General features: G+C 61.7%; 19 protein-coding genes and 1 riboswitch. Of the genes, 14 read left to right on the top strand and 5 right to left on the bottom strand.

Translation table 11 applies throughout. The features are described from left to right. Nucleotides 1-98 precede the first annotated feature (98 nt). The 3 genes from relA to ACP7B3_RS06560 all read left to right on the top strand — a co-directional run bounded on the left by relA (nucleotide 99) and on the right by ACP7B3_RS06560 (nucleotide 3,897). Complete coding sequence (gene relA / locus ACP7B3_RS06570; RefSeq protein ID WP_017134872.1) at nucleotides 99-2,342, top strand: GTP diphosphokinase; 2,244 nt, start codon at nucleotides 99-101, stop codon at nucleotides 2,340-2,342. A gap of 150 nt (nucleotides 2,343-2,492) precedes the next feature. Next, nucleotides 2,493-3,326, top strand: coding sequence for a nucleoside triphosphate pyrophosphohydrolase (mazG, locus tag ACP7B3_RS06565; protein ID WP_426178454.1), 834 nt, complete (start codon nucleotides 2,493-2,495; stop codon nucleotides 3,324-3,326). 25 nt (nucleotides 3,327-3,351) lie between these two features. Further along, nucleotides 3,352-3,897 (top strand): DUF2058 domain-containing protein, encoded by a 546-nt coding sequence (locus ACP7B3_RS06560; protein WP_426178453.1) that lies wholly within the window; start codon nucleotides 3,352-3,354, stop codon nucleotides 3,895-3,897. A 134-nt stretch (nucleotides 3,898-4,031) separates the two neighbouring features. Here the strand turns inward: ACP7B3_RS06560 and ACP7B3_RS06555 are convergent, their stop codons facing one another. From ACP7B3_RS06555 to purM, 4 genes are all read right to left on the bottom strand, one after another. After that, entirely contained in the window at nucleotides 4,032-4,220 is a 189-nt protein-coding gene (locus ACP7B3_RS06555) for a hypothetical protein (RefSeq protein ID WP_145158967.1), read from the bottom strand. A gap of 377 nt (nucleotides 4,221-4,597) precedes the next feature. Beyond that, entirely contained in the window at nucleotides 4,598-5,311 is a 714-nt protein-coding gene (locus tag ACP7B3_RS06550) for a DUF3108 domain-containing protein (protein WP_106576404.1), read from the bottom strand. A gap of 8 nt (nucleotides 5,312-5,319) precedes the next feature. Further along, nucleotides 5,320-5,970 carry a phosphoribosylglycinamide formyltransferase gene (gene purN, locus ACP7B3_RS06545; RefSeq protein WP_145158965.1) on the bottom strand — a complete coding sequence of 217 codons (651 nt, stop codon included), beginning with the start codon at nucleotides 5,968-5,970 and terminating at the stop codon, nucleotides 5,320-5,322. After that, nucleotides 5,970-7,028, bottom strand: coding sequence for a phosphoribosylformylglycinamidine cyclo-ligase (purM, locus tag ACP7B3_RS06540; protein WP_145158963.1), 1,059 nt, complete (start codon nucleotides 7,026-7,028; stop codon nucleotides 5,970-5,972). The genes purN and purM overlap by 1 nt, the downstream gene beginning before the upstream one ends. A 355-nt stretch (nucleotides 7,029-7,383) precedes the next feature. Between purM and ACP7B3_RS06535 the strand changes: the two genes are divergently transcribed. From ACP7B3_RS06535 to ACP7B3_RS06515, 5 genes are all read left to right on the top strand, one after another. Further along, on the top strand, nucleotides 7,384-8,424 hold the full coding sequence (locus ACP7B3_RS06535; RefSeq protein WP_426178452.1) for a DUF2066 domain-containing protein: 1,041 nt from the start codon (nucleotides 7,384-7,386) through the stop codon (nucleotides 8,422-8,424). Between the two features lie 42 nt (nucleotides 8,425-8,466). After that, nucleotides 8,467-9,540, top strand: coding sequence for an AI-2E family transporter (locus ACP7B3_RS06530; RefSeq protein WP_242195687.1), 1,074 nt, complete (start codon nucleotides 8,467-8,469; stop codon nucleotides 9,538-9,540). Between the two features lie 203 nt (nucleotides 9,541-9,743). After that, nucleotides 9,744-10,448, top strand: a complete 705-nt coding sequence (hda, locus tag ACP7B3_RS06525; RefSeq protein WP_034099591.1) for a DnaA regulatory inactivator Hda — start codon at nucleotides 9,744-9,746, stop codon at nucleotides 10,446-10,448. Nucleotides 10,449-10,661: 213 nt separating this feature from the next. After that, on the top strand, nucleotides 10,662-11,291 hold the full coding sequence (locus ACP7B3_RS06520) for a C40 family peptidase (protein WP_106576408.1): 630 nt from the start codon (nucleotides 10,662-10,664) through the stop codon (nucleotides 11,289-11,291). A 145-nt stretch (nucleotides 11,292-11,436) separates the two neighbouring features. Then, nucleotides 11,437-11,976 carry a C40 family peptidase gene (locus tag ACP7B3_RS06515; protein WP_145158957.1) on the top strand — a complete coding sequence of 180 codons (540 nt, stop codon included), beginning with the start codon at nucleotides 11,437-11,439 and terminating at the stop codon, nucleotides 11,974-11,976. Nucleotides 11,977-12,048: 72 nt separating this feature from the next. On the opposite strand, the gene ACP7B3_RS06510 is transcribed toward ACP7B3_RS06515, so the two are convergent. Next, nucleotides 12,049-13,362 (bottom strand): PQQ-dependent sugar dehydrogenase, encoded by a 1,314-nt coding sequence (locus tag ACP7B3_RS06510; protein ID WP_426178451.1) that lies wholly within the window; start codon nucleotides 13,360-13,362, stop codon nucleotides 12,049-12,051. A 99-nt stretch (nucleotides 13,363-13,461) separates the two neighbouring features. Beyond that, a riboswitch (cobalamin riboswitch) is annotated at nucleotides 13,462-13,711 on the top strand. Between the two features lie 80 nt (nucleotides 13,712-13,791). Between ACP7B3_RS06510 and cobO the strand changes: the two genes are divergently transcribed. Genes cobO through ACP7B3_RS06480 form a run of 6 tightly spaced genes read left to right on the top strand, consistent with a single transcriptional unit; the run spans nucleotide 13,792 to nucleotide 19,773 of the window. Continuing rightward, a complete protein-coding gene (gene cobO / locus ACP7B3_RS06505; RefSeq protein ID WP_060756089.1) occupies nucleotides 13,792-14,403 on the top strand; it encodes a cob(I)yrinic acid a,c-diamide adenosyltransferase in 612 nt (203 codons plus the stop codon). Next, complete coding sequence (locus ACP7B3_RS06500; protein WP_404484089.1) at nucleotides 14,400-15,791, top strand: cobyrinate a,c-diamide synthase; 1,392 nt, start codon at nucleotides 14,400-14,402, stop codon at nucleotides 15,789-15,791. The genes cobO and ACP7B3_RS06500 overlap by 4 nt, the downstream gene beginning before the upstream one ends. Next, the gene (gene bluB / locus ACP7B3_RS06495; protein WP_145158949.1) at nucleotides 15,788-16,438 is read left to right on the top strand and encodes a 5,6-dimethylbenzimidazole synthase; all 651 of its coding nucleotides are present in this window, start codon (nucleotides 15,788-15,790) and stop codon (nucleotides 16,436-16,438) included. The genes ACP7B3_RS06500 and bluB overlap by 4 nt, the downstream gene beginning before the upstream one ends. Continuing rightward, nucleotides 16,435-17,343 carry an adenosylcobinamide-phosphate synthase CbiB gene (gene cbiB / locus ACP7B3_RS06490; RefSeq protein WP_426178450.1) on the top strand — a complete coding sequence of 303 codons (909 nt, stop codon included), beginning with the start codon at nucleotides 16,435-16,437 and terminating at the stop codon, nucleotides 17,341-17,343. The genes bluB and cbiB overlap by 4 nt, the downstream gene beginning before the upstream one ends. After that, nucleotides 17,336-18,325, top strand: coding sequence for a threonine-phosphate decarboxylase CobD (gene cobD / locus ACP7B3_RS06485; RefSeq protein WP_145158945.1), 990 nt, complete (start codon nucleotides 17,336-17,338; stop codon nucleotides 18,323-18,325). The genes cbiB and cobD overlap by 8 nt, the downstream gene beginning before the upstream one ends. Then, a complete protein-coding gene (locus ACP7B3_RS06480; RefSeq protein ID WP_426178449.1) occupies nucleotides 18,322-19,773 on the top strand; it encodes a cobyric acid synthase in 1,452 nt (483 codons plus the stop codon). The genes cobD and ACP7B3_RS06480 overlap by 4 nt, the downstream gene beginning before the upstream one ends. Nucleotides 19,774-19,908 lie beyond the last annotated feature (135 nt).

Below are 19,908 nucleotides of genomic sequence, written 5' to 3'. Positions count from 1 at the left end.
GTGACCTGCCAGGGAGTGTGTGTAAGCTTTATTCAGGTAAAGCAGGTCAGCGATGATTTTTGGCGCATTAAAGGTGCGTCGTAGGGAAGGTAAGCAAGATGGTACAGGTGAGAGCACACCAGCCGATCAACACCGACGGCAGTATCAATCTCGAGGCATGGCTGGATCATGCCGTCAGTGTCGACCCGGCACTGGACCGTGAAGCCTTGAAAGCAGCCTGCGAGTTCGCTCGTGAGTCTGAACAACAAGACAATGCGGCCAAAAACCTCTGGGCGGAGGGCACGTCAAGCTTTCGCACCGGGTTGGAAATCGCCGAGATCCTCGCCGATCTCAAGCTCGACCAGGATTCGCTGATCGCCGCCGTGCTCTATCGCGGCGTGCGTGAAGGGCACATCCCGTTGCCAACGGTCAGCCAGCGTTTCGGCGCGGTCGTGGCCAAACTGATCGACGGCGTGCTGCGCATGGCGGCTATCAGTGCCAGCCTCAGCCCGCGCCAGTCGATGGTGCTGGGCACCCAGGGCCAGGTCGAGAACCTGCGCAAAATGCTGGTGGCGATGGTCGACGACGTACGCGTTGCGCTGATCAAGCTGGCTGAACGCACCTGCGCGATCCGTGCGGTGAAGACCGCCGACGACGAAAAGCGCAACCGGGTGGCCCGCGAAGTCTTCGACATCTACGCGCCGCTGGCGCATCGCTTGGGCATCGGCCATATCAAGTGGGAGCTGGAGGACTTGTCCTTTCGCTACCTCGAGCCCGATCAATACAAACAGATTGCGACGCTGCTGCATGAGCGGCGGCTCGACCGTGAGCGCTTTATCACCGACGTGATGGGCCAGTTGCGTTCCGAGTTGCAGGCCACCGGCGTTGACGCCGACATCAGCGGCCGCGCCAAACACATCTATTCGATCTGGCGCAAAATGCAGCGCAAGGGCCTGGCCTTCAGCCAGATCTACGACGTACGCGCCGTGCGCGTGCTGGTGCCGGAAATGCGCGACTGCTACACCGCGCTGGGTATCGTCCACACCTTGTGGCGGCACATTCCCAAGGAGTTCGACGACTACATCGCCAACCCCAAGGAAAACGGCTATCGCTCGCTGCACACTGCGGTGATCGGCCCTGAGGGCAAGGTGCTGGAGGTGCAGATCCGCACCCACGCCATGCACGAAGAGGCTGAACTTGGGGTGTGCGCGCACTGGCGCTACAAGGGCACCGACGTCAAGGCCGGGTCCAACCAGTACGAAGAGAAAATCTCCTGGCTGCGCCAAGTGCTCGAGTGGCACGAAGAACTCGGCGACATCGGCGGCCTTGCCGAACAGCTGCGGGTGGATATCGAGCCCGACCGCGTTTATATCTTCACCCCCGACGGCCACGCCATCGACTTGCCCAAGGGCGCCACGCCCCTGGACTTTGCCTACCGCGTGCACACCGAAATCGGTCACAACTGCCGGGGCGCCAAGATCAACGGGCGCATCGTGCCGCTCAACTACAGCCTGCAGACCGGTGAACAGGTCGAGATCATCACCAGCAAGCACGGTACGCCGAGCCGCGACTGGCTGAACCCGAACCTGGGCTACATCACCACATCGCGGGCACGGGCGAAGATCGTCCACTGGTTCAAATTGCAGGCGCGCGACCAGAACGTCGCGGCCGGTAAAACCTTGCTCGAACGCGAGCTGGCGCGTCTGGGCCTGCCGCAGGTGGACTTCGACAAGTTGGCCGAAAAAGCCAACATGAAGATTGCCGAGGACATGTTCGCAGCCCTTGGCGCCGGCGACTTGCGCCTGGCGCAACTGGTCAACCTGGCGCAGCAACTGGTCGAGCCAGAGCGCGGCAGCGAGCAGCTGGAGCTGATCCCGCGCAAAGCCACCGGCTACAAACCGGGCAAGCGCGGCGATATCCAGATTCAGGGCGTGGGCAACCTGATGACGCAAATGGCCGGCTGCTGCCAGCCGTTGCCGGGCGACGCGATCGTCGGTTACATCACCCAGGGCCGTGGCGTAAGCATTCACCGCCAGGATTGCGCCTCGGTGCTGCAACTGGGCGGGCGCGAGCCGGAGCGGATCATCCAGGTCAGCTGGGGCCCGGTGCCGGTGCTCACTTACCCGGTGGACATCATCATTCGCGCCTACGACCGTTCCGGCTTGCTGCGTGACGTGTCGCAAGTGCTGCTCAATGAGCGGATCAACGTGCTGGCGGTCAATACCCGCTCGAACAAAGAGGACAACACGGCGTTGATGTCTCTGACCATCGAGATTCCGGGCCTGGACGCGCTGGGTCGGTTGCTGGGGCGGATTTCCCAGTTGCCGAACATCATTGAGACGCGGCGTAATCGCACACCATGAGCAGCTGGATGAGCGCGGACTGAAAATGTGGGGCAGTTTTATGTGGGAGCTGGCTTGCCTGCGATAGCATCGCCTGGGTCTGCCAGCTACACCCAGTCGCCTGCATCGCAGGCAAGCCAGCTCCCACTGAACGCGGACAGAGATTGACTGATGTATTCACTTGAAGACCTGCTGCACCTGATGAACCGCCTGCGAGACCCAAAGTACGGGTGCCCGTGGGACATCAAGCAAACCTACGCAACCATCGTCCCGCACACCCTGGAAGAAGCCTACGAAGTCGCTGATGCCATCGAGCGCGGCGACTTTGATCACCTGCAAGGCGAACTGGGCGACCTGTTGTTTCAGGTGGTGTATTACAGCCAGTTGGCGCGGGAGGAGGGGCGTTTTGAATTTGCCGGGGTGATCGACAGCATTACACGCAAGTTGATTCGCCGCCATCCTCACGTATTCCCCACGGGTGATCTGTATGCGCCGCTGGATATTCCTCAGCTGAGTGAAGAGCAGGTCAAGGAGCGTTGGGAGCAGATCAAGGCTGAGGAGCGCGCGGAAAAGTCCGACGCGCCACAGCAGCTGTCCCTGCTCGATGACGTGCCCACGGCGTTGCCGTCGCTGTCGCGCGCCGCCAAATTGCAAAAGCGCGCCAGCCAGGTCGGCTTTGACTGGCCCGCCGCTTTGCCGGTGGTGGACAACGTGCGCGAAGAGCTGGATGAAGTGCTCGAAGCCATGGCCGATAACGACCCGGTGGCGATTGCCGATGAAGTCGGTGACCTGCTGTTTGCAGCGGTCAACCTGGCCCGGCATCTGAAGGTTGACCCGGAAGCTGCGTTGCGTGGCGCCAATGCCAAGTTCGAACGACGTTTCCGATTTATCGAACAGGCATTGCGCGATACGCATCAATCCATAGAAGATTGCACCCTCGAAGAGTTGGACGCCCTGTGGGGTGAGGCCAAACGCCAGGAAAAGAATCTGTCCAGCTGCGGTTAAGCAGTTGCCTAAGTGAGTAAGCACCATGAGCCTTTCCCTTCGCGACCAGTTGCTTAAAGCAGGTCTGGTCAACCAAAAGCAGGCCAAGCAGGTCGGCAAAGAGAAACAGAAGCAGCAGCGCCTGGTCCACAAGGGTCAAGCCGAAGTGGACGACACCCAGGCACGCCTGGCCGCCGAGGCGCACGCCGAGAAGGTCAAGCGCGACCAGGAGCTGAACCGCCAGCAGCAGGAAAAAGCCGAGGCCAAGGCCCGTACGGCCCAGGTCAAACAATTGATCGAGACCTCGCGCCTGCCCAAGCTGACCACCGAGGACTACTACAACTTCGTGGATGACAAGAAGGTCAAGCGCCTGTCGGTCAACACGCTGATGCGCAACAAGCTGAGCAACGGCTCCCTGGCAATCGTGCACCATGGCGGCGGTTACGAGGTGATCCCGCGTGAGGCGGCGCTGAAGATTCTGGAGCGTGCGCCGGAGCGTATCGTGCAGCTCAATATCCTCACCGAAAGCCAGGTGCCGGATGAGGACGATCCATACGCCGCGTACCAGATCCCGGATGATCTGATGTGGTAAGGCGTTAAAACAATCGGGCGTGCCAGGCACGCCCAACGCCAAAGCCTATAAACACAAACCCCGCTCAAAAGGCGGGGTTTGTGTTTATAGGCACCCTGGCTGCGTGGGGCTGGGGGCCTAGCGGATTTCAGTATTCAGGAGCTTTGTGCCTGGCGTTTCATCTCTAGAGATTCGAGCTCGTTTTTATAATTGTGGGCTTCGTTCTCGTTGTGGAACATGCCGACCAGTTGGTCTTGTTGGTGGACATCCCAGATGTGAATCCCATGGCCCAGTGCTTCGTGAGACATGTGTGCATCGTCGCGTTCAGTTACTTTTACAGTCATCTGCTTGCTCCAATCTCTGGTTGATCTGCGGCAAGTCGTCGCAGGCCTCTTTTATATGTTTTGTTAGCTTGCTAAGTAAACCGATTTTGCACGCAACAATTCGTTGCACAAATTGCAACTATCCCGCAGGCCCCGTAATCCGCGACATTGCGTCGCAGGGGCCTGGGTTTTATGACAAAAGTTTCATGTTCTTCTTGGTCTTTAGCCTTGTTCTGCCCACTCCAACGCCATCGCAGGCAAGCCAGCTCCCACCGTTGAAATGCATTCCAGTGTGGGAGCTGGCTTGCCTGCGATAGCGGTAGACGCTCCAACACACAACCTGCAGGCGAAAAAAAGCCCCGCATTCAGCGAGGCCCGTTTTTCAGCTCATCAGCCGATCAGCTGCCTTTGACAGCCTTGCCGTCAACGGTGCCGTCCAGCAGCATGATGTTGTATTCCTTGCCGTCGGTTTCCACCTGACGCAGGGCAACCAGGATGCCGCCCCAGTCCTTGGCAAACCACATCTGGGTGATGCGCTTGCTCTGGGAAGGGTCGCGCACGCGCTCAACCTTGATCGCATCAATGGCGCCGGCTTTGGTCTGGACCTTTTCCGGGCCGATCACGCGAAAGTCATAAGTATCGACGTCGGTGCCTTCGACCACGCGGTAGCTCATGCTTTTCTTGCCGGCGGCGACGTCGCGCTGCAGGGCAAGCTGATAAGTCGATTTGTCGAGCATGCCACTTTCGAGCGTGACGTTGACCGGGTCCTTGTTTTCGAAGCCGGTGACCTTGTTGGCCGCGTGGTCGAAATCCAGGTTGATCTTCTTCGCCTTGCCCAGGCCGCCGCGTTCGAAGCTGTAGCTCTTGGGTTGCAGTGCGTCCTTGTCGAACAGGATCACGCTGGTTTCGGTGAGGCTGGCGATCATCATGGAAGCCTTGAAGTTCAAGGTCCAGGTGCCATTGTCATTCTTGGTCAGGCTGCGTTCGGCCGAACCACTCATGGGCAACTGTTTCCAGTCGGCGGTGTAGCTGGCGGAGAAAGGGTGAAGGTCTGCTGCTTGCACGGCAGGCAAGGCGAACAGCGCAAAAGCGAAGAGCAAGGCGCGACGCATAAAATCTCCTAGGTTCGAATCAAGTGGCCGCTGGCCGCAAGTAATTGGCCGTCCAATAATGCACCGTGATCGCCAAGAATCAACCGCCCCTCGGCAAACCAGCGAACAGCCAGCGGGTAAATCCTGTGTTCCTGGGTGTGAACCCGTTGCGCAAGTGTCTGCGCTGAATCTGCAGACTCTACCGGAACCACTGCCTGTACGACCAGAGGGCCGCCATCGAGTTCCTCGGTCACAAAGTGCACGCTGCAGCCGTGCTCGCTGTCGCCAGCCTCAAGCGCACGCTGGTGCGTGTGCATGCCTTTGTACTTGGGGAGCAGGGAAGGGTGGATATTGAGCAGGCGCCCTTCGTAGTGCCGCACGAAATTGGCGCTCAGAATGCGCATGAAGCCGGCGAGGACCACGAGTTTGGGGTTGAAGGCGTCGATCAGTTCGATCAAGGCGCTGTCGAAGGCCTCGCGGCCTTCGAAAGCCTTGTGATCCAGGGAGCGGGTTTCAATGCCCGCGTCCCTGGCGCGTTGCAGGCCGTAGGCGTCGCTGCGATTGGAGATCACCGCAGCGATGCGCACCGGGCTGTCGCCGGTGCGCGTGCTGTCGATCAGGGCCTGCAAGTTACTGCCGGTGCCGGAAAGCAGCACCACGACATCACAGGTCTGAGACATCAATGAGCCTTGAGGTTCTTCAGTTCAACCTGAGCTGCGCCTTCCGGGGCAGTCGCGATCTGGCCGATGACCCAAGGCTGCTCGCCCGCTTCACGCAGAACGTTCAGCGCCGCTTCAACATGCTCTTGAGCCACGCAGATGACCATGCCGACGCCGCAGTTCAGCACGCGGTGCATTTCGGTCTCGTTGACGTTGCCTTTCTCTTGCAGCCAGTCGAATACCGCAGGACGCTGCCAGCTGGCCACGTCGACAATCGCCTGGGCGCCTTTTGGCAGGACGCGCGGGATGTTGTCCAGCAGGCCGCCGCCAGTGATGTGGGCCATGGCTTTGACGGCGCCAGTGTCCTTGATCAGCTTGAGCAGTGGTTTGACGTAGATGCGTGTCGGGGCCATCAGCAGGTCGGTCAGCGGCTTGCCGTCGAGTTGGATGTTCTCGATGTCGGCGCCGGACACTTCGATGATCTTGCGGATCAGCGAGTAGCCGTTGGAGTGCGGGCCCGAGGATGGCAGCGCGAGCAGGGCGTCACCGGCAGCGACTTTGGAACCGTCGATGATTTCGGATTTTTCGACAACGCCGACGCAGAAACCGGCCAGGTCGTAGTCTTCGCCTTCGTACATGCCTGGCATTTCAGCGGTTTCGCCGCCGACCAGGGAGCAACCCGACAGTTCGCAGCCCGCGCCAATGCCGGTCACGACCTGAGTCGCGGTCTCGACGTTGAGCTTGCCGGTGGCGTAGTAGTCGAGGAAGAACAGTGGCTCGGCGCCGCACACCACCAGGTCGTTGACGCACATGGCAACCAGGTCGATGCCGATGCTGTCGTGCTTGTTCAGGTTCAAGGCCAGGCGCAGCTTGGTGCCCACGCCGTCGGTGCCGGAGACCAGCACAGGCTGTTTGTAGCCGGCCGGGATTTCGCAGAGGGCGCCAAAACCGCCCAGGCCGCCCATGACTTCGGGGCGCGCAGTGCGCTTGGCGACGCTCTTGATGCGTTCGACCAATGCTTCACCGGCGTCGATGTCTACACCGGCGTCCTTGTAGCTCAGGGAGGGTTGCTTGCTCATGATCCAGGCCTTTAGGGGGGATTTCTGGGTAACGACCGAGCTGGCGAAGGCTTTCGTGAAGAGGCCCAGCCGTTGACGGTCTGCGAAGGCGCGCGATTTTATCAGGCTTGAGGGGCAGCGGCCATCCTCGGGCCGACGGGCAGGGCCATAAAGGTTAAAAAGCACGGTTAAAAAATTGCTAATCGTCTCTGTGATGGCGCGTATTAAGGTATAGCCTTTAACCCGCTATCGTTATGACAGTACGAAAACTTACCGCGACCCTGTGAATGTTTTACCGGCTGCTGTGGTCACAGCCTGGCAAGCCGGGTTCACGCGGTCTGTTCCAGCCGCTAAATTTGTCGTTCGGGAATCTTCCATGCGTCTGTGTAAATTCTTCTTTGTAGGCTGCTTGTCGTTGGTCAGCCTGGCGAGTCATGCCGAAACCCTCAATGGCCTGTATCAAGTGCTTGAACCGGTCAGCAGCCAGTCGCCCCAAGAGCGCGACCAAGCGACCCAGCGAGCCGTGCAAACCCTGGTGATCCGCCTGACCGGCGACGCCAAAGCCGCCGAAGGCCCGGGCCTGGCGGCAATTCGCAAAGATCCGCAGCAAATCATCAGCCAATATGGCTACGACGCTGGCCCACCCGAGAGCCTGCAGGTGGATTTCGACCCGGTGAGCACCGATCGCGCCCTGCGTGCAGCGGGCCTGTCGATCTGGGGCAGTAATCGGCCGTCGATTCTCGGCTGGTGGCTGAACGACTCCACCGAAGGCAGCAGCCTGGTGGGTGATGGTCAAGCCGTTGCCGGTGCCCTTCGCCGTGCCGCGCAACACCGGGGTTTGCCGTTGCGCCTGCCGTTGGGTGATCTGGATGAACAGGTCGTCGCCACTGCGCCGAATCTGGAAAGCGCCGATGCCACGCCACTGCGTGCAGCCTCCGAGCGCTACGGGGCCGACGCGTTGCTCGCGGTGCACGCCCGTCAGGAAGGCAATCAGTGGCACGCCAAATGGCGCCTGTGGCTGGGCGACAAAACTGAGCAGGGCACCGCCCAAGGCGCCGACACCGCTGCCGTGGCCGACGCCGTATTGCTCGCTGTCAGCCAAAAGCTGGCGCCACGTTTTGCGGTCAAGCCCGGCGTGAGCAGTGAGCAATTGCTCGAAGTGCAGGGCATGAACCTGGAACGCTACGCTGCACTGGGCCATCTGCTCGAACCTTTTGGTGGTCAGCCGCAGTTGGTCGACGGCACTCGCATTGTGTACCGCGTCAACGGCAGTGCTGATCAGTTGCGTACCCAGTTGAGCCTGGCCAAGTTGCAGGAAGTGCCTGCGGGCGAAGCTGCTGTTCAGCCGCCGGTGGCAGAGGGTGCCCAGGCACCCGCAGCACCTGAACCTCAGGCTCAGCTGCGTTTTCGGTGGTAAGTGTTCTTCCTCTATAGATAGAAGCAAATAATGGAGTGGTTTATGGCGGATACGCGTCGTTGGGTGTGGCTTGGCGGGATTGTCCTGCTGTGCGTTTTTGTGTTCTTGCTGCATTCGATCCTGACGCCGTTCCTGGTCGCGCTGCTGCTGGCTTATCTGTTCGATCCCGTGGTGGATCGTCTGGAGAAGGCCGGCCTGTCGCGCACCTTGGGTGTGGTAGCGGTGTTTGCCTTGTTCACGTTGATCATCACCGCGCTGGTATTGGTGCTGGTGCCGATGCTGGCCAAGCAGCTGTTTCGCCTGTATGAACTGGCGCCGCAGATGCTTGACTGGCTGCAGCACACGGCAATGCCGTGGGCGCAGGCCAAGCTGGGGCTGGCGGACGGTTTCTGGAAGTTCGACAAGGTCAAGGCGGCGATCAGTGAGCACATGGGGCAGACCACCGATATTGTCGGTGTCGTGCTCAGTCAGGCCACGGCGTCCAGTTTGGCGTTGATCGGTTGGTTGACCAACCTGGTGCTGATCCCGGTGGTGGCGTTTTACCTGCTGCGTGACTGGGACATCATGATGGCCAAGATCCGCGGCCTGCTGCCGCGCAACAACGAGGAGCGCATCGTCTCCCTGGCGGAAGAGTGCCATGAGGTGCTGGGCGCGTTTGTGCGGGGCCAGTTGCTGGTGATGCTCGCGCTGGGGATCATCTACGCCGCGGGGTTGATGGCGATCGGCTTGGAGCTGGGCCTGTTGATCGGCTTGATTGCCGGTCTGGCTGCCATCGTGCCGTACATGGGCTTTGTGATCGGGATTGGCGCGGCGCTGGTGGCGGGGTTGTTCCAGTTTGGCGGCGACCTGTACCCGATGCTCGGGATTGTTGCGGTGTTTATGGTCGGCCAGGCCCTTGAAGGGATGGTGTTGACGCCCTTGCTGGTGGGCGACCGGATCGGCCTGCACCCGGTGGCGGTGATCTTTGCGATCCTGGCAGGCGGTGAGCTGTTTGGCTTTACGGGCATCCTGCTGGCGCTGCCGGTAGCGGCGGTGATCATGGTGCTGGTGCGCCATGTGCATGATCTGTACAAGGATTCGGATGTGTACACCGGGGTTGAAGACCCCGACCTGTAACCGCTTCGTCACAAACCCGGCCCAGGCCGGGTTTGTTGTTTCTACGGGCAGGGCGTCAAACAATTTGCGCAAATCGCCCAAGTTAACGCAAACCTTTGATTTTGCTTGTGGTCTGCTGCATTGTGCGCCCGGCGTCACGGGTATAAACTTTGCAAACTTTACACAGAGGCCACTAACGGTTCGTTTGGAGCCGTTCAGTCAGCATGAAACCGATTCAGCTGCCCTTGGGTGTGCGTCTGCGTGACGACGCCACCTTTATCAATTACTACCCAGGCGCCAATGCCGCTGCACTCGGCTATGTCGAGCGGCTTTGCGAAGCCGACGCCGGGTGGACTGAAAGCCTGATCTATCTGTGGGGCAAGCACGGCGTGGGGCGTACCCACCTGTTGCAGGCGGCGTGCCTGCGCTTCGAGCAAATGGGCGAACCGGCGGTTTACCTGCCGTTGGCGGAGTTGATGGACCGTGGTGTCGGCATCTTCGACCACCTGGAGCAATACGAACTGGTGTGCCTGGATGATCTGCAGGCGATTGCCGGCAAGGCGGATTGGGAAGAGGCGCTGTTCCACCTGTTCAATCGGCTGCGTGACAGCGGCCGGCGCCTGTTGATCGCCGCGTCTACCTCGCCGCGTGAATTGCCGGTGAAGCTGGCTGACCTCAAGTCGCGCCTGACCCTGGCGCTGATTTTCCAGATGCGCCCATTGTCCGACGAGGACAAATTGCGTGCCCTGCAATTGCGTGCATCCCGTCGCGGCCTGCACCTTACCGACGAAGTCGGGCATTTTATTCTCACCCGTGGCACCCGCAGCATGAGTGCATTGTTCGATTTGCTCGAACAGCTCGATCAGGCCTCGTTGCAGGCCCAGCGCAAGCTGACCATACCCTTCCTCAAGGAAACCCTCGGCTGGTAGCCAGCCCTTGTAGTGCGCGGCTTTCGGCAAATTTCAGGCGCCAGAAAACCTGCGTTTGGGCCGCTTTGGCCACGCAAAAGGCGTGTAATGGGTGTTAAGCGGTTAGATGTCATCGTTCAAACAAGAAGTCACATAGATCACGATTGAATTTGCAAATCGATGTGATAGTGGGCATAGTCTCGACTTCTTTACATACCAGCCACGGTCGTGCCCATGCTAAATCGCTTTGCACCCCTCGTGCCTCTCGCACTCGTTACCCTGTTGTTTGGTTGCGCCACCCACACTCAAAACGTGGCTGAGCAGCAAAAACCAGCACAACAGTCCCAGGCAAAATTCGTTGCAACGCAGTCTTCCACTGTTTACGAGGAAGAAGTTGCAACTGAAAAAGAACTCGCCGACTTCGCCGGCAGCAAGCCTTACCAGCTTCCAGTTCTGGCCGACAGCATTCTTGAACGCGGCATGTCCCTGATCGGTACCCGTTACCGTTTCGGCGGTACCTCTGAGGCCGGTTTCGACTGCAGTGGCTTCATCGGCTACCTGTTTCGTGAAGAAGCCGGCATGAACCTGCCTCGCTCGACCCGCGAAATGATCAACGTGGATGCACCGTTGGTCGCACGCAATAACCTCAAGCCCGGCGATCTGCTTTTCTTTAGTACGGCGGGCCGTGGTCGTGTGAGTCACGCCGGTATCTACTTGGGCGATAACCAGTTTATTCACTCCAGCAGCCGTCGCAGTGGTGGTGTGCGCGTCGACAACCTGGGTGACAGCTACTGGAGCAAAACCTTCATCGAAGCCAAGCGCGCACTCGCCATGGCCCCGACGACGGTTACCGCTAGTAAGTAAAGTTAAAGTGATACTTGAAGTTTGACGTGTAAGCGCTAGAATCCCTGGATATTGTTGTAATCCGTTCGCGCGAGCTTTGCTTGCGCGTTCTGGTTTTCAGCGTTCGGCAGCGAAAAGCCGCATCCAGACCAGGATTGTTCTGCCCATGTCGACCTCAGCCCGCCTCATTCTTCTTGTTTGCGCCGCGCTCCTCAGCGCCTGCGCAAGCCGTCCACCGCCGCCCGCTCCCGTAGCGGTCAAGCCCAAGCCGGTGTTCAATTACTCCACGCAGAATTTCTCGCCGGCAGCCGAAGACGTGCTCTTTCGTGCGCTGGGCCTGGTCGGCACGCCTTATCGCTGGGGCGGCAACACGCCGGACTCCGGGTTTGATTGCAGCGGCCTGATCGGGTTTGTCTACCGTGACGCCGCGGGCATCAGCCTGCCGCGCACCACCCGTGAATTGATCGTGATGCGTGCCCAGGACGTGAGCGAAAATAACCTGCAGACCGGCGACCTGATCTTCTTCGCCACTGGCGGCGGCTCAAAGGTGAGCCACGCGGGCATCTACGTGGGCGAAGGGCGATTTGTGCATGCACCGCAGACCGGCGGCACGGTGAAGCTGGATACGCTGTCCAAAGCCTATTGGCAAAATGCCTACCTGAGCGCCAAGCGCGTGTTGCCGGCGAGTCTGGCGCGTAACCCGTAAGGCGAGTGCAGATCCCAATGTGGGAGCGGGCAACCCGCTCCCACATTGGTTTTAGGCTGTACCCGGGATCGGCTATTTGACTGCCGAGACCCGCCACACCTTATTCCCCACGTCATCGGCCACCAGCAAATCTCCCTGCTGATCAATCACCACGCCGACCGGTCGACCCATGGCTTTCTCATCGCTGTTGAGAAAGCCGGTCAGCACATCCACCGGCTGGCCTTTGGGTTGGCCGCCTTCGAACGGCACGAAGATCACCTTGTAGCCACTGTGCGGTTTGCGGTTCCACGAACCGTGCTGGCCGATAAACGCGCCGTTGCTGAACTGCGCCGGCAGTTTGCTGCCTTCGGCGAAGGTCAGGCCCAATGATGCGGTGTGCGGCCCCACGGCATAGTCCGGAGCGATGGCCTTGGCGACCAGGTCCAGGTTCTGCGGTGTGACGCGCACATCCACGTGTTGCCCGTAGTAGCTGAATGGCCAGCCATAAAACGCGCCATCCTTGACCGACGTGATGTAGTCCGGCACCAGGTCGCTGCCGATCTCGTCGCGCTCATTCACCGCCGTCCACAGCTTGCCGCTCTGCGGTTCCCAGGCCATGCCGTTGGGGTTGCGCAGGCCGGAGGCGAAAATACGGTGCTGACCTGTGGCACGGTCGACTTCCCAGATCGCCGCGCGGCCTTCTTCGGCTGCCAGGCCGTTTTCGCCGACGTTGCTGTTGGAGCCAACACTCACGTACAGCTTGCTGCCGTCCTTGCTGGCCACCACGTTTTTCGTCCAGTGGTGGTTGATGCTGCCGCCCGGCAGGTCAACCACCGTGGTGCCGGCAGCCTTGATCGCGGTTTCGCCCGGTTGATAGGGGAAGCGCAGCAGTTTGTCCGAGTCCGCCACGTACAGGTCGTTGCCGACCAGGGTCATGCCGAACGGCGAGTTGAGGTTCTCCAGGAACACGGTGCGGGTCTCGGCCACGCCATCGTGATCGGCATCGCGCAGCAGGGTGATGCGGTTCGGGCTCGGCACGGCCGCACCGGCGCGCCCCATGACCTTCTCCATCACCCAGCCGCGAATGCCCTTGGCGTCATCCGGCTTGGGCGGCGCGTTGGTTTCTGCCACCAGCACGTCGCCGTTGGGCAATACATACAACCAGCGCGGGTGATCCAGGCCTTCTGCAAACGCCGCGACCTGAGTGCCGGCGGCGGCTGTCGGCTTCGCGCCGTCTGGCCAGCCAATCGCCGGGGCAATGTTTACGGTGGGGATCAGGGTTTTGTTCGGCTCCGGCAGCTTGGGCGAAGGCCCGGTGCCGTCGGACACCTGCAGGGTAGAGCTTTCACCGCAGGCGGCGAGGGTGCCTGCGAGCATGATCAGTAAGGCAAGTCTGGTTTTATGCATGGTTTTCTCCTTGATACCTGTAAGGGTAGAGGCGTTTGCCGGTCCGATCGTTCAAGTGCAAGGCCGGCTTTAATTGACGCTCCACCCCCAACCCACTAACCTTCGCGGCTTGTTCCAGGTGCTCTGTGACCTGTGGGTCGACAGAGTGAAACAGGGAAGCCGGTGAGTGAGCGCACTTGTACACAGTGCTGCCGCGATTCCGGCGCTGCCCCCGCAACGGTAAATGAGTCAAAACGGTGCCTTTTGCCACTGTATCCGCGTGATATGGGAAGGCGCGCCGTTGGCCTGCTCGCTCGCTGAGCAAGCGCCACTCATGAGTCCGGAGACCGGCCTGGATCATCCAACAGCATCACGGTGGGCGATGCTTGGCTGTCTGTTTGTCTATTTTCCTGCCCGCCGTTTTTTGTCCAGCCCCAACGGAGAGCTGCCATGACCGATTCCCCCGACCGCGACGAACGCCACCTGGCGCGCATGCTGCGCAAAAAAGCCGTGATCGACGAGCGCATCGCCAACTCGCCGAACGAATGCGGCTTGCTGCTGGTGTTGACCGGCAACGGCAAAGGCAAAAGCAGCTCGGCCTTTGGCATGCTTGCCCGCGCCATGGGCCACGGCATGCAGTGCGGCGTGGTGCAATTCATCAAGGGGCGCAACAGCACCGGCGAGGAGCTGTTCTTCCGCCGCTTCCCCGAGCAAGTGCGCTTTCACGTGATGGGCGAAGGCTTTACCTGGGAAACCCAGGACCGTCAGCGCGACATCGCCGCCGCCGAAGCCGCCTGGGCGGTGTCCCGCGCAATGCTGCAAGACCCTTCCATCGGCCTTGTGGTGCTGGATGAACTGAACATCGCCCTCAAGCACGGCTACCTCGACCTCGACCAGGTACTCAGCGACCTGCAAGCCCGCCCGCCGATGCAGCACGTGGTGGTCACTGGCCGTGGCGCCAAGCCTGAGTTGATCGAAATGGGCGACACCGTCACCGAAATGGGCATGCTCAAGCACGCGTTCCAGGCCGGTATCAAGGCACAGAAGGGCGTCGAACTTTGAATCAGCCCCGTCATTGCCCGGCCGTACTGATCGCCGCACCGGCATCCGGCCAGGGCAAAACCACCGTCACCGCCGCGCTCGCCCGTTTGCACCGCAACCTGGGGCGCAAGGTGCGCGTGTTCAAGTGTGGGCCGGACTTTCTCGACCCGATGATTCACGAGCGCGCCAGCGGTGCGCCGGTTTACCAGTTGGACATGTGGATGGTCGGCGAGCAGGAAAGTCGCCGTTTGCTGTGGGAAGCGGCGGGCGAGGCTGACCTGATCCTGATCGAAGGCGTGATGGGCCTGTTCGACGGCACGCCCTCCAGCGCCGACCTGGCGCGGCACTTTGGTGTGCCGGTGCTGGGCGTGATCGACGGCACCGCCATGGCCCAGACCTTCGGCGCGCTGGCCTTGGGCCTGGCGCGTTATCAGCCAGACCTGCCGTTCGCCGGCGTGCTGGCCAACCGCGTTGGCACCCTGCGCCATGCACAATTGCTTGAAGGCAGCCTCACTGAAGGCCTGCGCTGGTACGGCGCGTTGTCGCGTGAAACCGGCATCGAGTTGCCCAGCCGCCACCTGGGCCTGGTGCAAGCCAGCGAATTGAATGACCTCGATATGCGCCTGGACGCCGCCGCCCAAGCCCTGGGCAGCAGCTGCGAAGTCGCCGTGCCGCCACCGGTGACGTTTGCCGCGCCCGAAGTGATCGAGGCCGAGCCGCTGCTGGCGGGCGTGCGCATCGCCGTGGCCCGCGACGAAGCCTTTGCGTTTACCTACGGCGCAAGCCTTGACCTGCTGCGTGCGATGGGCGCCGAGTTGCGCTTCTTTTCGCCGATTCACGATAGCCAATTGCCTGAGGCCGACAGCCTCTATCTGCCCGGCGGTTACCCGGAATTGCACCACCAGGCGCTGTCGGAAAACACCCCGATGCTTAACGCGATTCGCGCGCATCACGCGGCGGGCAAACCCTTGCTCGCCGAGTGCGGCGGCATGCTCTACCTGCTGGACTCGCTGACCGATGTCGACGGCAACCGTGCCGAATTGGTTGGCCTGCTGCAGGGCGACGCGGTGATGCAAAAGAAGCTGGCGGCGCTGGCTTTGCAAAGTGTCGAGTTGCCGGAAGGCGTGCTGCGCGGCCATACCTATCACCATTCGCTGACCAGCACCGAGTGGCAGCCGATCGCGCGAGGCTTGAGCCCTAACGGCGGGCGTGGTGCCGAGGCGGTTTACCGGCAGGGGCGGATGACGGCTTCCTACGTGCACTTTTACTTCCCCTCCAACCCGGCGGCGGTGGCTGCATTGTTTGCGCCTGGCCCTGAGACCGCTATCGCGGGCAAGCCCGCTCCCACAACTGACCAAGTTGAAACTCAATCCAATGTGGGAGCGGGCTTGCCCGCGATAGGGCCATGACTGACAACGCCTTCCCCGAAGCCGAACGCCAGGCCGTCTACCGCGCCATCGCCGAACGCCGTGATATGCGCCACTTCACCGGCGGCAGCGTGGCCCCCGAGTTGCTGCAACGCCTGCTCCAGGCCGCACACCAGGCGCCCAGCGTCGGCTTGATGCAACCGTGGCGATTCATCCGCATCAGCGACCGCGCCCTGCGCGGCCAAATCCAGCAACTGGTGGAAGAAGAGCGCGTGCGCACCGCCGAGGCCCTGGGCCAGCGCTCCGACGAATTCATGAAGCTCAAGGTCGAAGGCATCCACGACTGCGCCGAAGTGCTGGTGGCTGCGCTGATGGATGATCGCGAGCGCCACATCTTTGGCCGGCGCACCTTGCCGGAAATGGACATGGCCTCGTTATCCTGTGCAATCCAGAACCTGTGGCTGGCCGCCCGCGTCGAAGGCCTTGGGATGGGCTGGGTTTCGTTGTTCGAACCCCAGGCCCTGGCCGACCTGCTGGGGTTGCCGGCGGGTGCAAAGCCCCTGGCCGTGTTGTGCCTGGGCCCGGTGGCCGAGTTCTACCCGGCACCGATGTTGCAACTCGAAGGCTGGACCGAACCACGGCCGCTGAGTGACATGGTGTATGAGAATGTGTGGGGAGTGAGTCAATGAGTGTGGCCTTGCTGTGTGTCGCTGCGGTGGCGCTGGATGCGCTGCTGGGCGAGCCCAGGCGCTGGCATCCGCTGGTGGCGTTCGGCAACTTTGCCGGGCGCATCGAAAAACGTTTCAACAGCGGCGGCCGCGGGTGGCGCAGCCACGGCGTGACCGCATGGTTTATCGCGGTGGTGCCGCTGACGTTGTTGGCCACCCTGTTGTCGTGGGCGCCGTATATCGGCTGGGTGCTGGAGATTCTGGCGCTGTACATGGCGCTGGGCATGCGCAGCCTTGGCGAGCACGTGATTCCCGTCGCCCAGGCGTTGCGCAGCGGTGACCTGGATGAAGCGCGTAAACGCGTGAGCTACCTCGTCAGCCGTCAGACCAGCGAACTGGACAGCACCGAAGTCGCGCGCGCCGCGACTGAATCGGTGCTCGAGAACGGCAGCGATGCGGTGTTCGCCGCGCTGTTCTGGTTTGTCGTGGCCGGTGTGCCCGGCGTGGTGCTTTATCGCCTGAGCAACACCCTCGATGCCATGTGGGGTTATCGCAACGAGCGCTTTGAGCGTTTCGGCTGGGCGGCGGCAAAAATCGACGATGTGCTCAACTACATTCCAGCGCGTCTGGTGGCGTTGACCTACGCGGTACTTGGCAAAACCCGCCTGGCGCTTAAATGCTGGCGCACCCAGGCGCCGACTTGGGACAGCCCCAACGCCGGGCCGGTGATGGCGGCGGGTGCGGGCGCTTTGGGTGTTGAATTGGGCGGCGCGGCGATTTATCACGGCGAGCTGCATCAGCGTGCGCAGTTGGGCGAAGGTCCGGCGGCCGATGCCGACGCCATCGACCGTGGCTGGCAACTGGTGCAGCGCGGCGTATGGTTATGGCTGTTGATCCTGTGCGCGGGGGCGCAATTTTATGCTTGAGCACGGTGGCCGGCTGCGCAGGGCAGTGATTCAGTACGGGATTGCCGAGGCGGACTGGCTCGACCTGTCCAGCGGCCTGGCGCCTTGGCCGTGGCCGATTCCCGAGATTCCGCTGCGGGCCTGGGCGCGATTGCCGGAAACCGATGACGGCCTGGAAAAGGCCGCCAGCGAGTACTACGGCGCCGCCCACGTGTTGCCGGTGGCGGGTTCCCAGGCGGCGATTCAGTTGCTGCCGCGTTTGCGTCGCTCCGGCAAGGTCGGCGTGTTGTCGCCGTGTTATGCCGAACACGCCGAAGCCTGGCGCCGCGCCGGTTACGTGGTGCGCGAAGTGCAGGAGCAGGAAGTCGACTTTTTTCTCGACGGCCTCGACGTGCTGGTGGTGGTCAATCCAAATAACCCCACCGGCCTGAGTCTGCCGCCGCAGCGCCTGCTCGACTGGCACTCACGGCTGGCCCAGCGCGGCGGCTGGCTGGTGGTGGACGAAGCGTTTATGGACGTGACCCCGCAATTGAGCCTCGCCAGCCAGGCCCATCAAGTCGGCCTGATTGTGTTGCGCTCATTCGGCAAGTTCTTCGGCCTGGCCGGTGTGCGCCTGGGCTTTGTGCTGGCGGAACGCAAGCTGCTCAAGTTGTTGGCCGAACAGCTCGGCCCGTGGGCAGTCAGTGGGCCGACACGGGTGCTTGGCCAGGTGTGCCTGCGCGATACGGCCGGGCATGCCGAACAGCGTCATCGCTGTATCGAAGCTGGCCAGCGCTTGTTTGCGCTGCTTGAGCGCCACGGCTTTGAGCCTAAGGGCGGCTGCGCGTTGTTCCAATGGCTGATCACCCCACACGCCGAACGCCTGCACGAATTCATGGCCCAACGCGGCATCCTGCTGCGCCTGTTTGTCCACGACAGCAGCCTGCGCTTCGGTCTGCCCGACACGGAGGCCGATTGGTTGCGACTCGATGAGGCCCTGGCCGCTTACAAGGACGCCGCATGAGTACGTTGATGGTGCAAGGCACCACGTCTGACGCCGGTAAAAGTACGCTGGTGACCGCGCTGTGCCGTTGGCTGGTACGCCAAGGCATCGGCGTGGTGCCGTTCAAACCGCAGAACATGGCGCTCAACAGCGCCGTCACCGCTGAGGGCGGCGAGATCGGCCGCGCCCAGGCCGTGCAGGCCCAGGCCGCCAACCTGGCGCCGCACACCGACATGAACCCGGTGCTGCTCAAGCCCAACAGTGACACCGGCTCCCAAGTGATTATCCATGGCCGTGCCGTGACCAGCATGAACGCCGTGGCCTATCACGACTACAAGGCCATCGCGATGCAGGCGGTGCTCGCCTCCCATGCTCGGTTGAGCGAGGCCTACCCGGTGGTGATGGTGGAAGGCGCGGGCTCCCCGGCGGAGATCAACCTGCGCGCCAATGACATTGCCAATATGGGTTTCGCCGAGGCCGTGGATTGCCCGGTGCTGCTGATCGCCGATATCAATCGCGGCGGCGTGTTTGCGCATCTGGTCGGCACCCTCCAATTGCTGTCGCCGACCGAGCAGGCACGGGTCAAAGGCTTCATTATCAATCGCTTTCGCGGTGATATCGCGCTGTTGCAGCCGGGGCTCGATTGGCTCGAAGCGCACACTGGAAAGCCGGTGGTGGGCGTGCTGCCCTACGTGATGGACCTGCACCTGGAAGCCGAAGACGGCATCGACCAGCGCCAGATCGACAAGGCCGCCCAAGTACTCAAGGTGGTGGTGCCGGTGTTGCCGCGCATCAGCAACCACACGGATTTTGACCCGCTGCGTTTGCATCCCCAGGTGGATTTACAGTTTATCGGCCCTGGCCAGGCCATTCCGGCTGCCGACCTGATCATCCTGCCGGGCTCCAAAAGCGTGCGCAGCGATCTGGCCTATTTGCGCGCCAACGGCTGGGACACTGCCGTTGCGCGGCACTTGCGCTATGGCGGCAAGGTGCTGGGGATTTGCGGCGGCCTGCAGATGCTCGGCGAGCAGGTGCATGACCCGCTCGGCCTGGAAGGGTTGGCCGGTTCCAGCGAGGCCCTGGGGTTGCTGGCGTTCAGCACGACGCTGGAACAGGAGAAACAATTGCGCAATGTGCGCGGACGGTTGCTGCTGGAAGATGCCGAAGTCAGTGGTTATGAAATCCATGCGGGCGTGACCGCCGGCAGTGCCTTGTCGAACGCCGCCGTGCTGTTGGATGACGGCCGCAGTGACGGTGCCCTGAGTGAAGACGGTCAGATTCTTGGCACGTATCTGCACGGCGTGTTTGAGACCCCGGCGGCGTGCAGTGCGTTACTGCGCTGGGCCGGGCTGCAGGATGTGCAAGAGGTGGATTACCACGCCCTGCGCGAGCGCGATATTGAGCGCCTGGCGGACCTGGTGGAGCACCACCTGGACACCGAACTGTTGCGCAAGCTATGCGGGATCTGACGGTGTACACCCAATCCCCCAGCAGGCGCCGGCCCGCCTGCGGTGGCGCCCGGCCAGCCAACCCCGGTTCAACTGATGCACCTCACCTCAGCAGCGGGAGCGGGCTTGCTCGCGAATGGGGTGCTTCAGTGACAA

The organism is Pseudomonas sp. TWRC1-2 (assembly GCF_049896685.1).
Taxonomy (GTDB): domain Bacteria; phylum Pseudomonadota; class Gammaproteobacteria; order Pseudomonadales; family Pseudomonadaceae; genus Aquipseudomonas.
Note: the sequence above shows the minus strand (reverse complement) of the source record. Positions and strands in the feature narration are given on the sequence as shown.

Coding starts and splice junctions, on each gene's coding strand:
- ACP7B3_RS06480 (WP_426178449.1), top strand. CDS start 18,322: ATGAGTACGTTGATGGTGCAAGGCACCACGTCTGACGCCGGTAAAAGT.
- ACP7B3_RS06555 (WP_145158967.1), bottom strand. CDS start 4,220: ATGACTGTAAAAGTAACTGAACGCGACGATGCACACATGTCTCACGAA.
- ACP7B3_RS06515 (WP_145158957.1), top strand. CDS start 11,437: ATGTCGACCTCAGCCCGCCTCATTCTTCTTGTTTGCGCCGCGCTCCTC.
- relA (WP_017134872.1), top strand. CDS start 99: ATGGTACAGGTGAGAGCACACCAGCCGATCAACACCGACGGCAGTATC.
- ACP7B3_RS06535 (WP_426178452.1), top strand. CDS start 7,384: ATGCGTCTGTGTAAATTCTTCTTTGTAGGCTGCTTGTCGTTGGTCAGC.
- ACP7B3_RS06560 (WP_426178453.1), top strand. CDS start 3,352: ATGAGCCTTTCCCTTCGCGACCAGTTGCTTAAAGCAGGTCTGGTCAAC.
- hda (WP_034099591.1), top strand. CDS start 9,744: ATGAAACCGATTCAGCTGCCCTTGGGTGTGCGTCTGCGTGACGACGCC.
- cbiB (WP_426178450.1), top strand. CDS start 16,435: ATGAGTGTGGCCTTGCTGTGTGTCGCTGCGGTGGCGCTGGATGCGCTG.
- ACP7B3_RS06550 (WP_106576404.1), bottom strand. CDS start 5,311: ATGCGTCGCGCCTTGCTCTTCGCTTTTGCGCTGTTCGCCTTGCCTGCC.
- ACP7B3_RS06510 (WP_426178451.1), bottom strand. CDS start 13,362: ATGCATAAAACCAGACTTGCCTTACTGATCATGCTCGCAGGCACCCTC.
- ACP7B3_RS06520 (WP_106576408.1), top strand. CDS start 10,662: ATGCTAAATCGCTTTGCACCCCTCGTGCCTCTCGCACTCGTTACCCTG.
- bluB (WP_145158949.1), top strand. CDS start 15,788: ATGACTGACAACGCCTTCCCCGAAGCCGAACGCCAGGCCGTCTACCGC.
- cobD (WP_145158945.1), top strand. CDS start 17,336: ATGCTTGAGCACGGTGGCCGGCTGCGCAGGGCAGTGATTCAGTACGGG.
- ACP7B3_RS06530 (WP_242195687.1), top strand. CDS start 8,467: ATGGCGGATACGCGTCGTTGGGTGTGGCTTGGCGGGATTGTCCTGCTG.
- mazG (WP_426178454.1), top strand. CDS start 2,493: ATGTATTCACTTGAAGACCTGCTGCACCTGATGAACCGCCTGCGAGAC.
- cobO (WP_060756089.1), top strand. CDS start 13,792: ATGACCGATTCCCCCGACCGCGACGAACGCCACCTGGCGCGCATGCTG.
- purN (WP_145158965.1), bottom strand. CDS start 5,970: ATGTCTCAGACCTGTGATGTCGTGGTGCTGCTTTCCGGCACCGGCAGT.
- purM (WP_145158963.1), bottom strand. CDS start 7,028: ATGAGCAAGCAACCCTCCCTGAGCTACAAGGACGCCGGTGTAGACATC.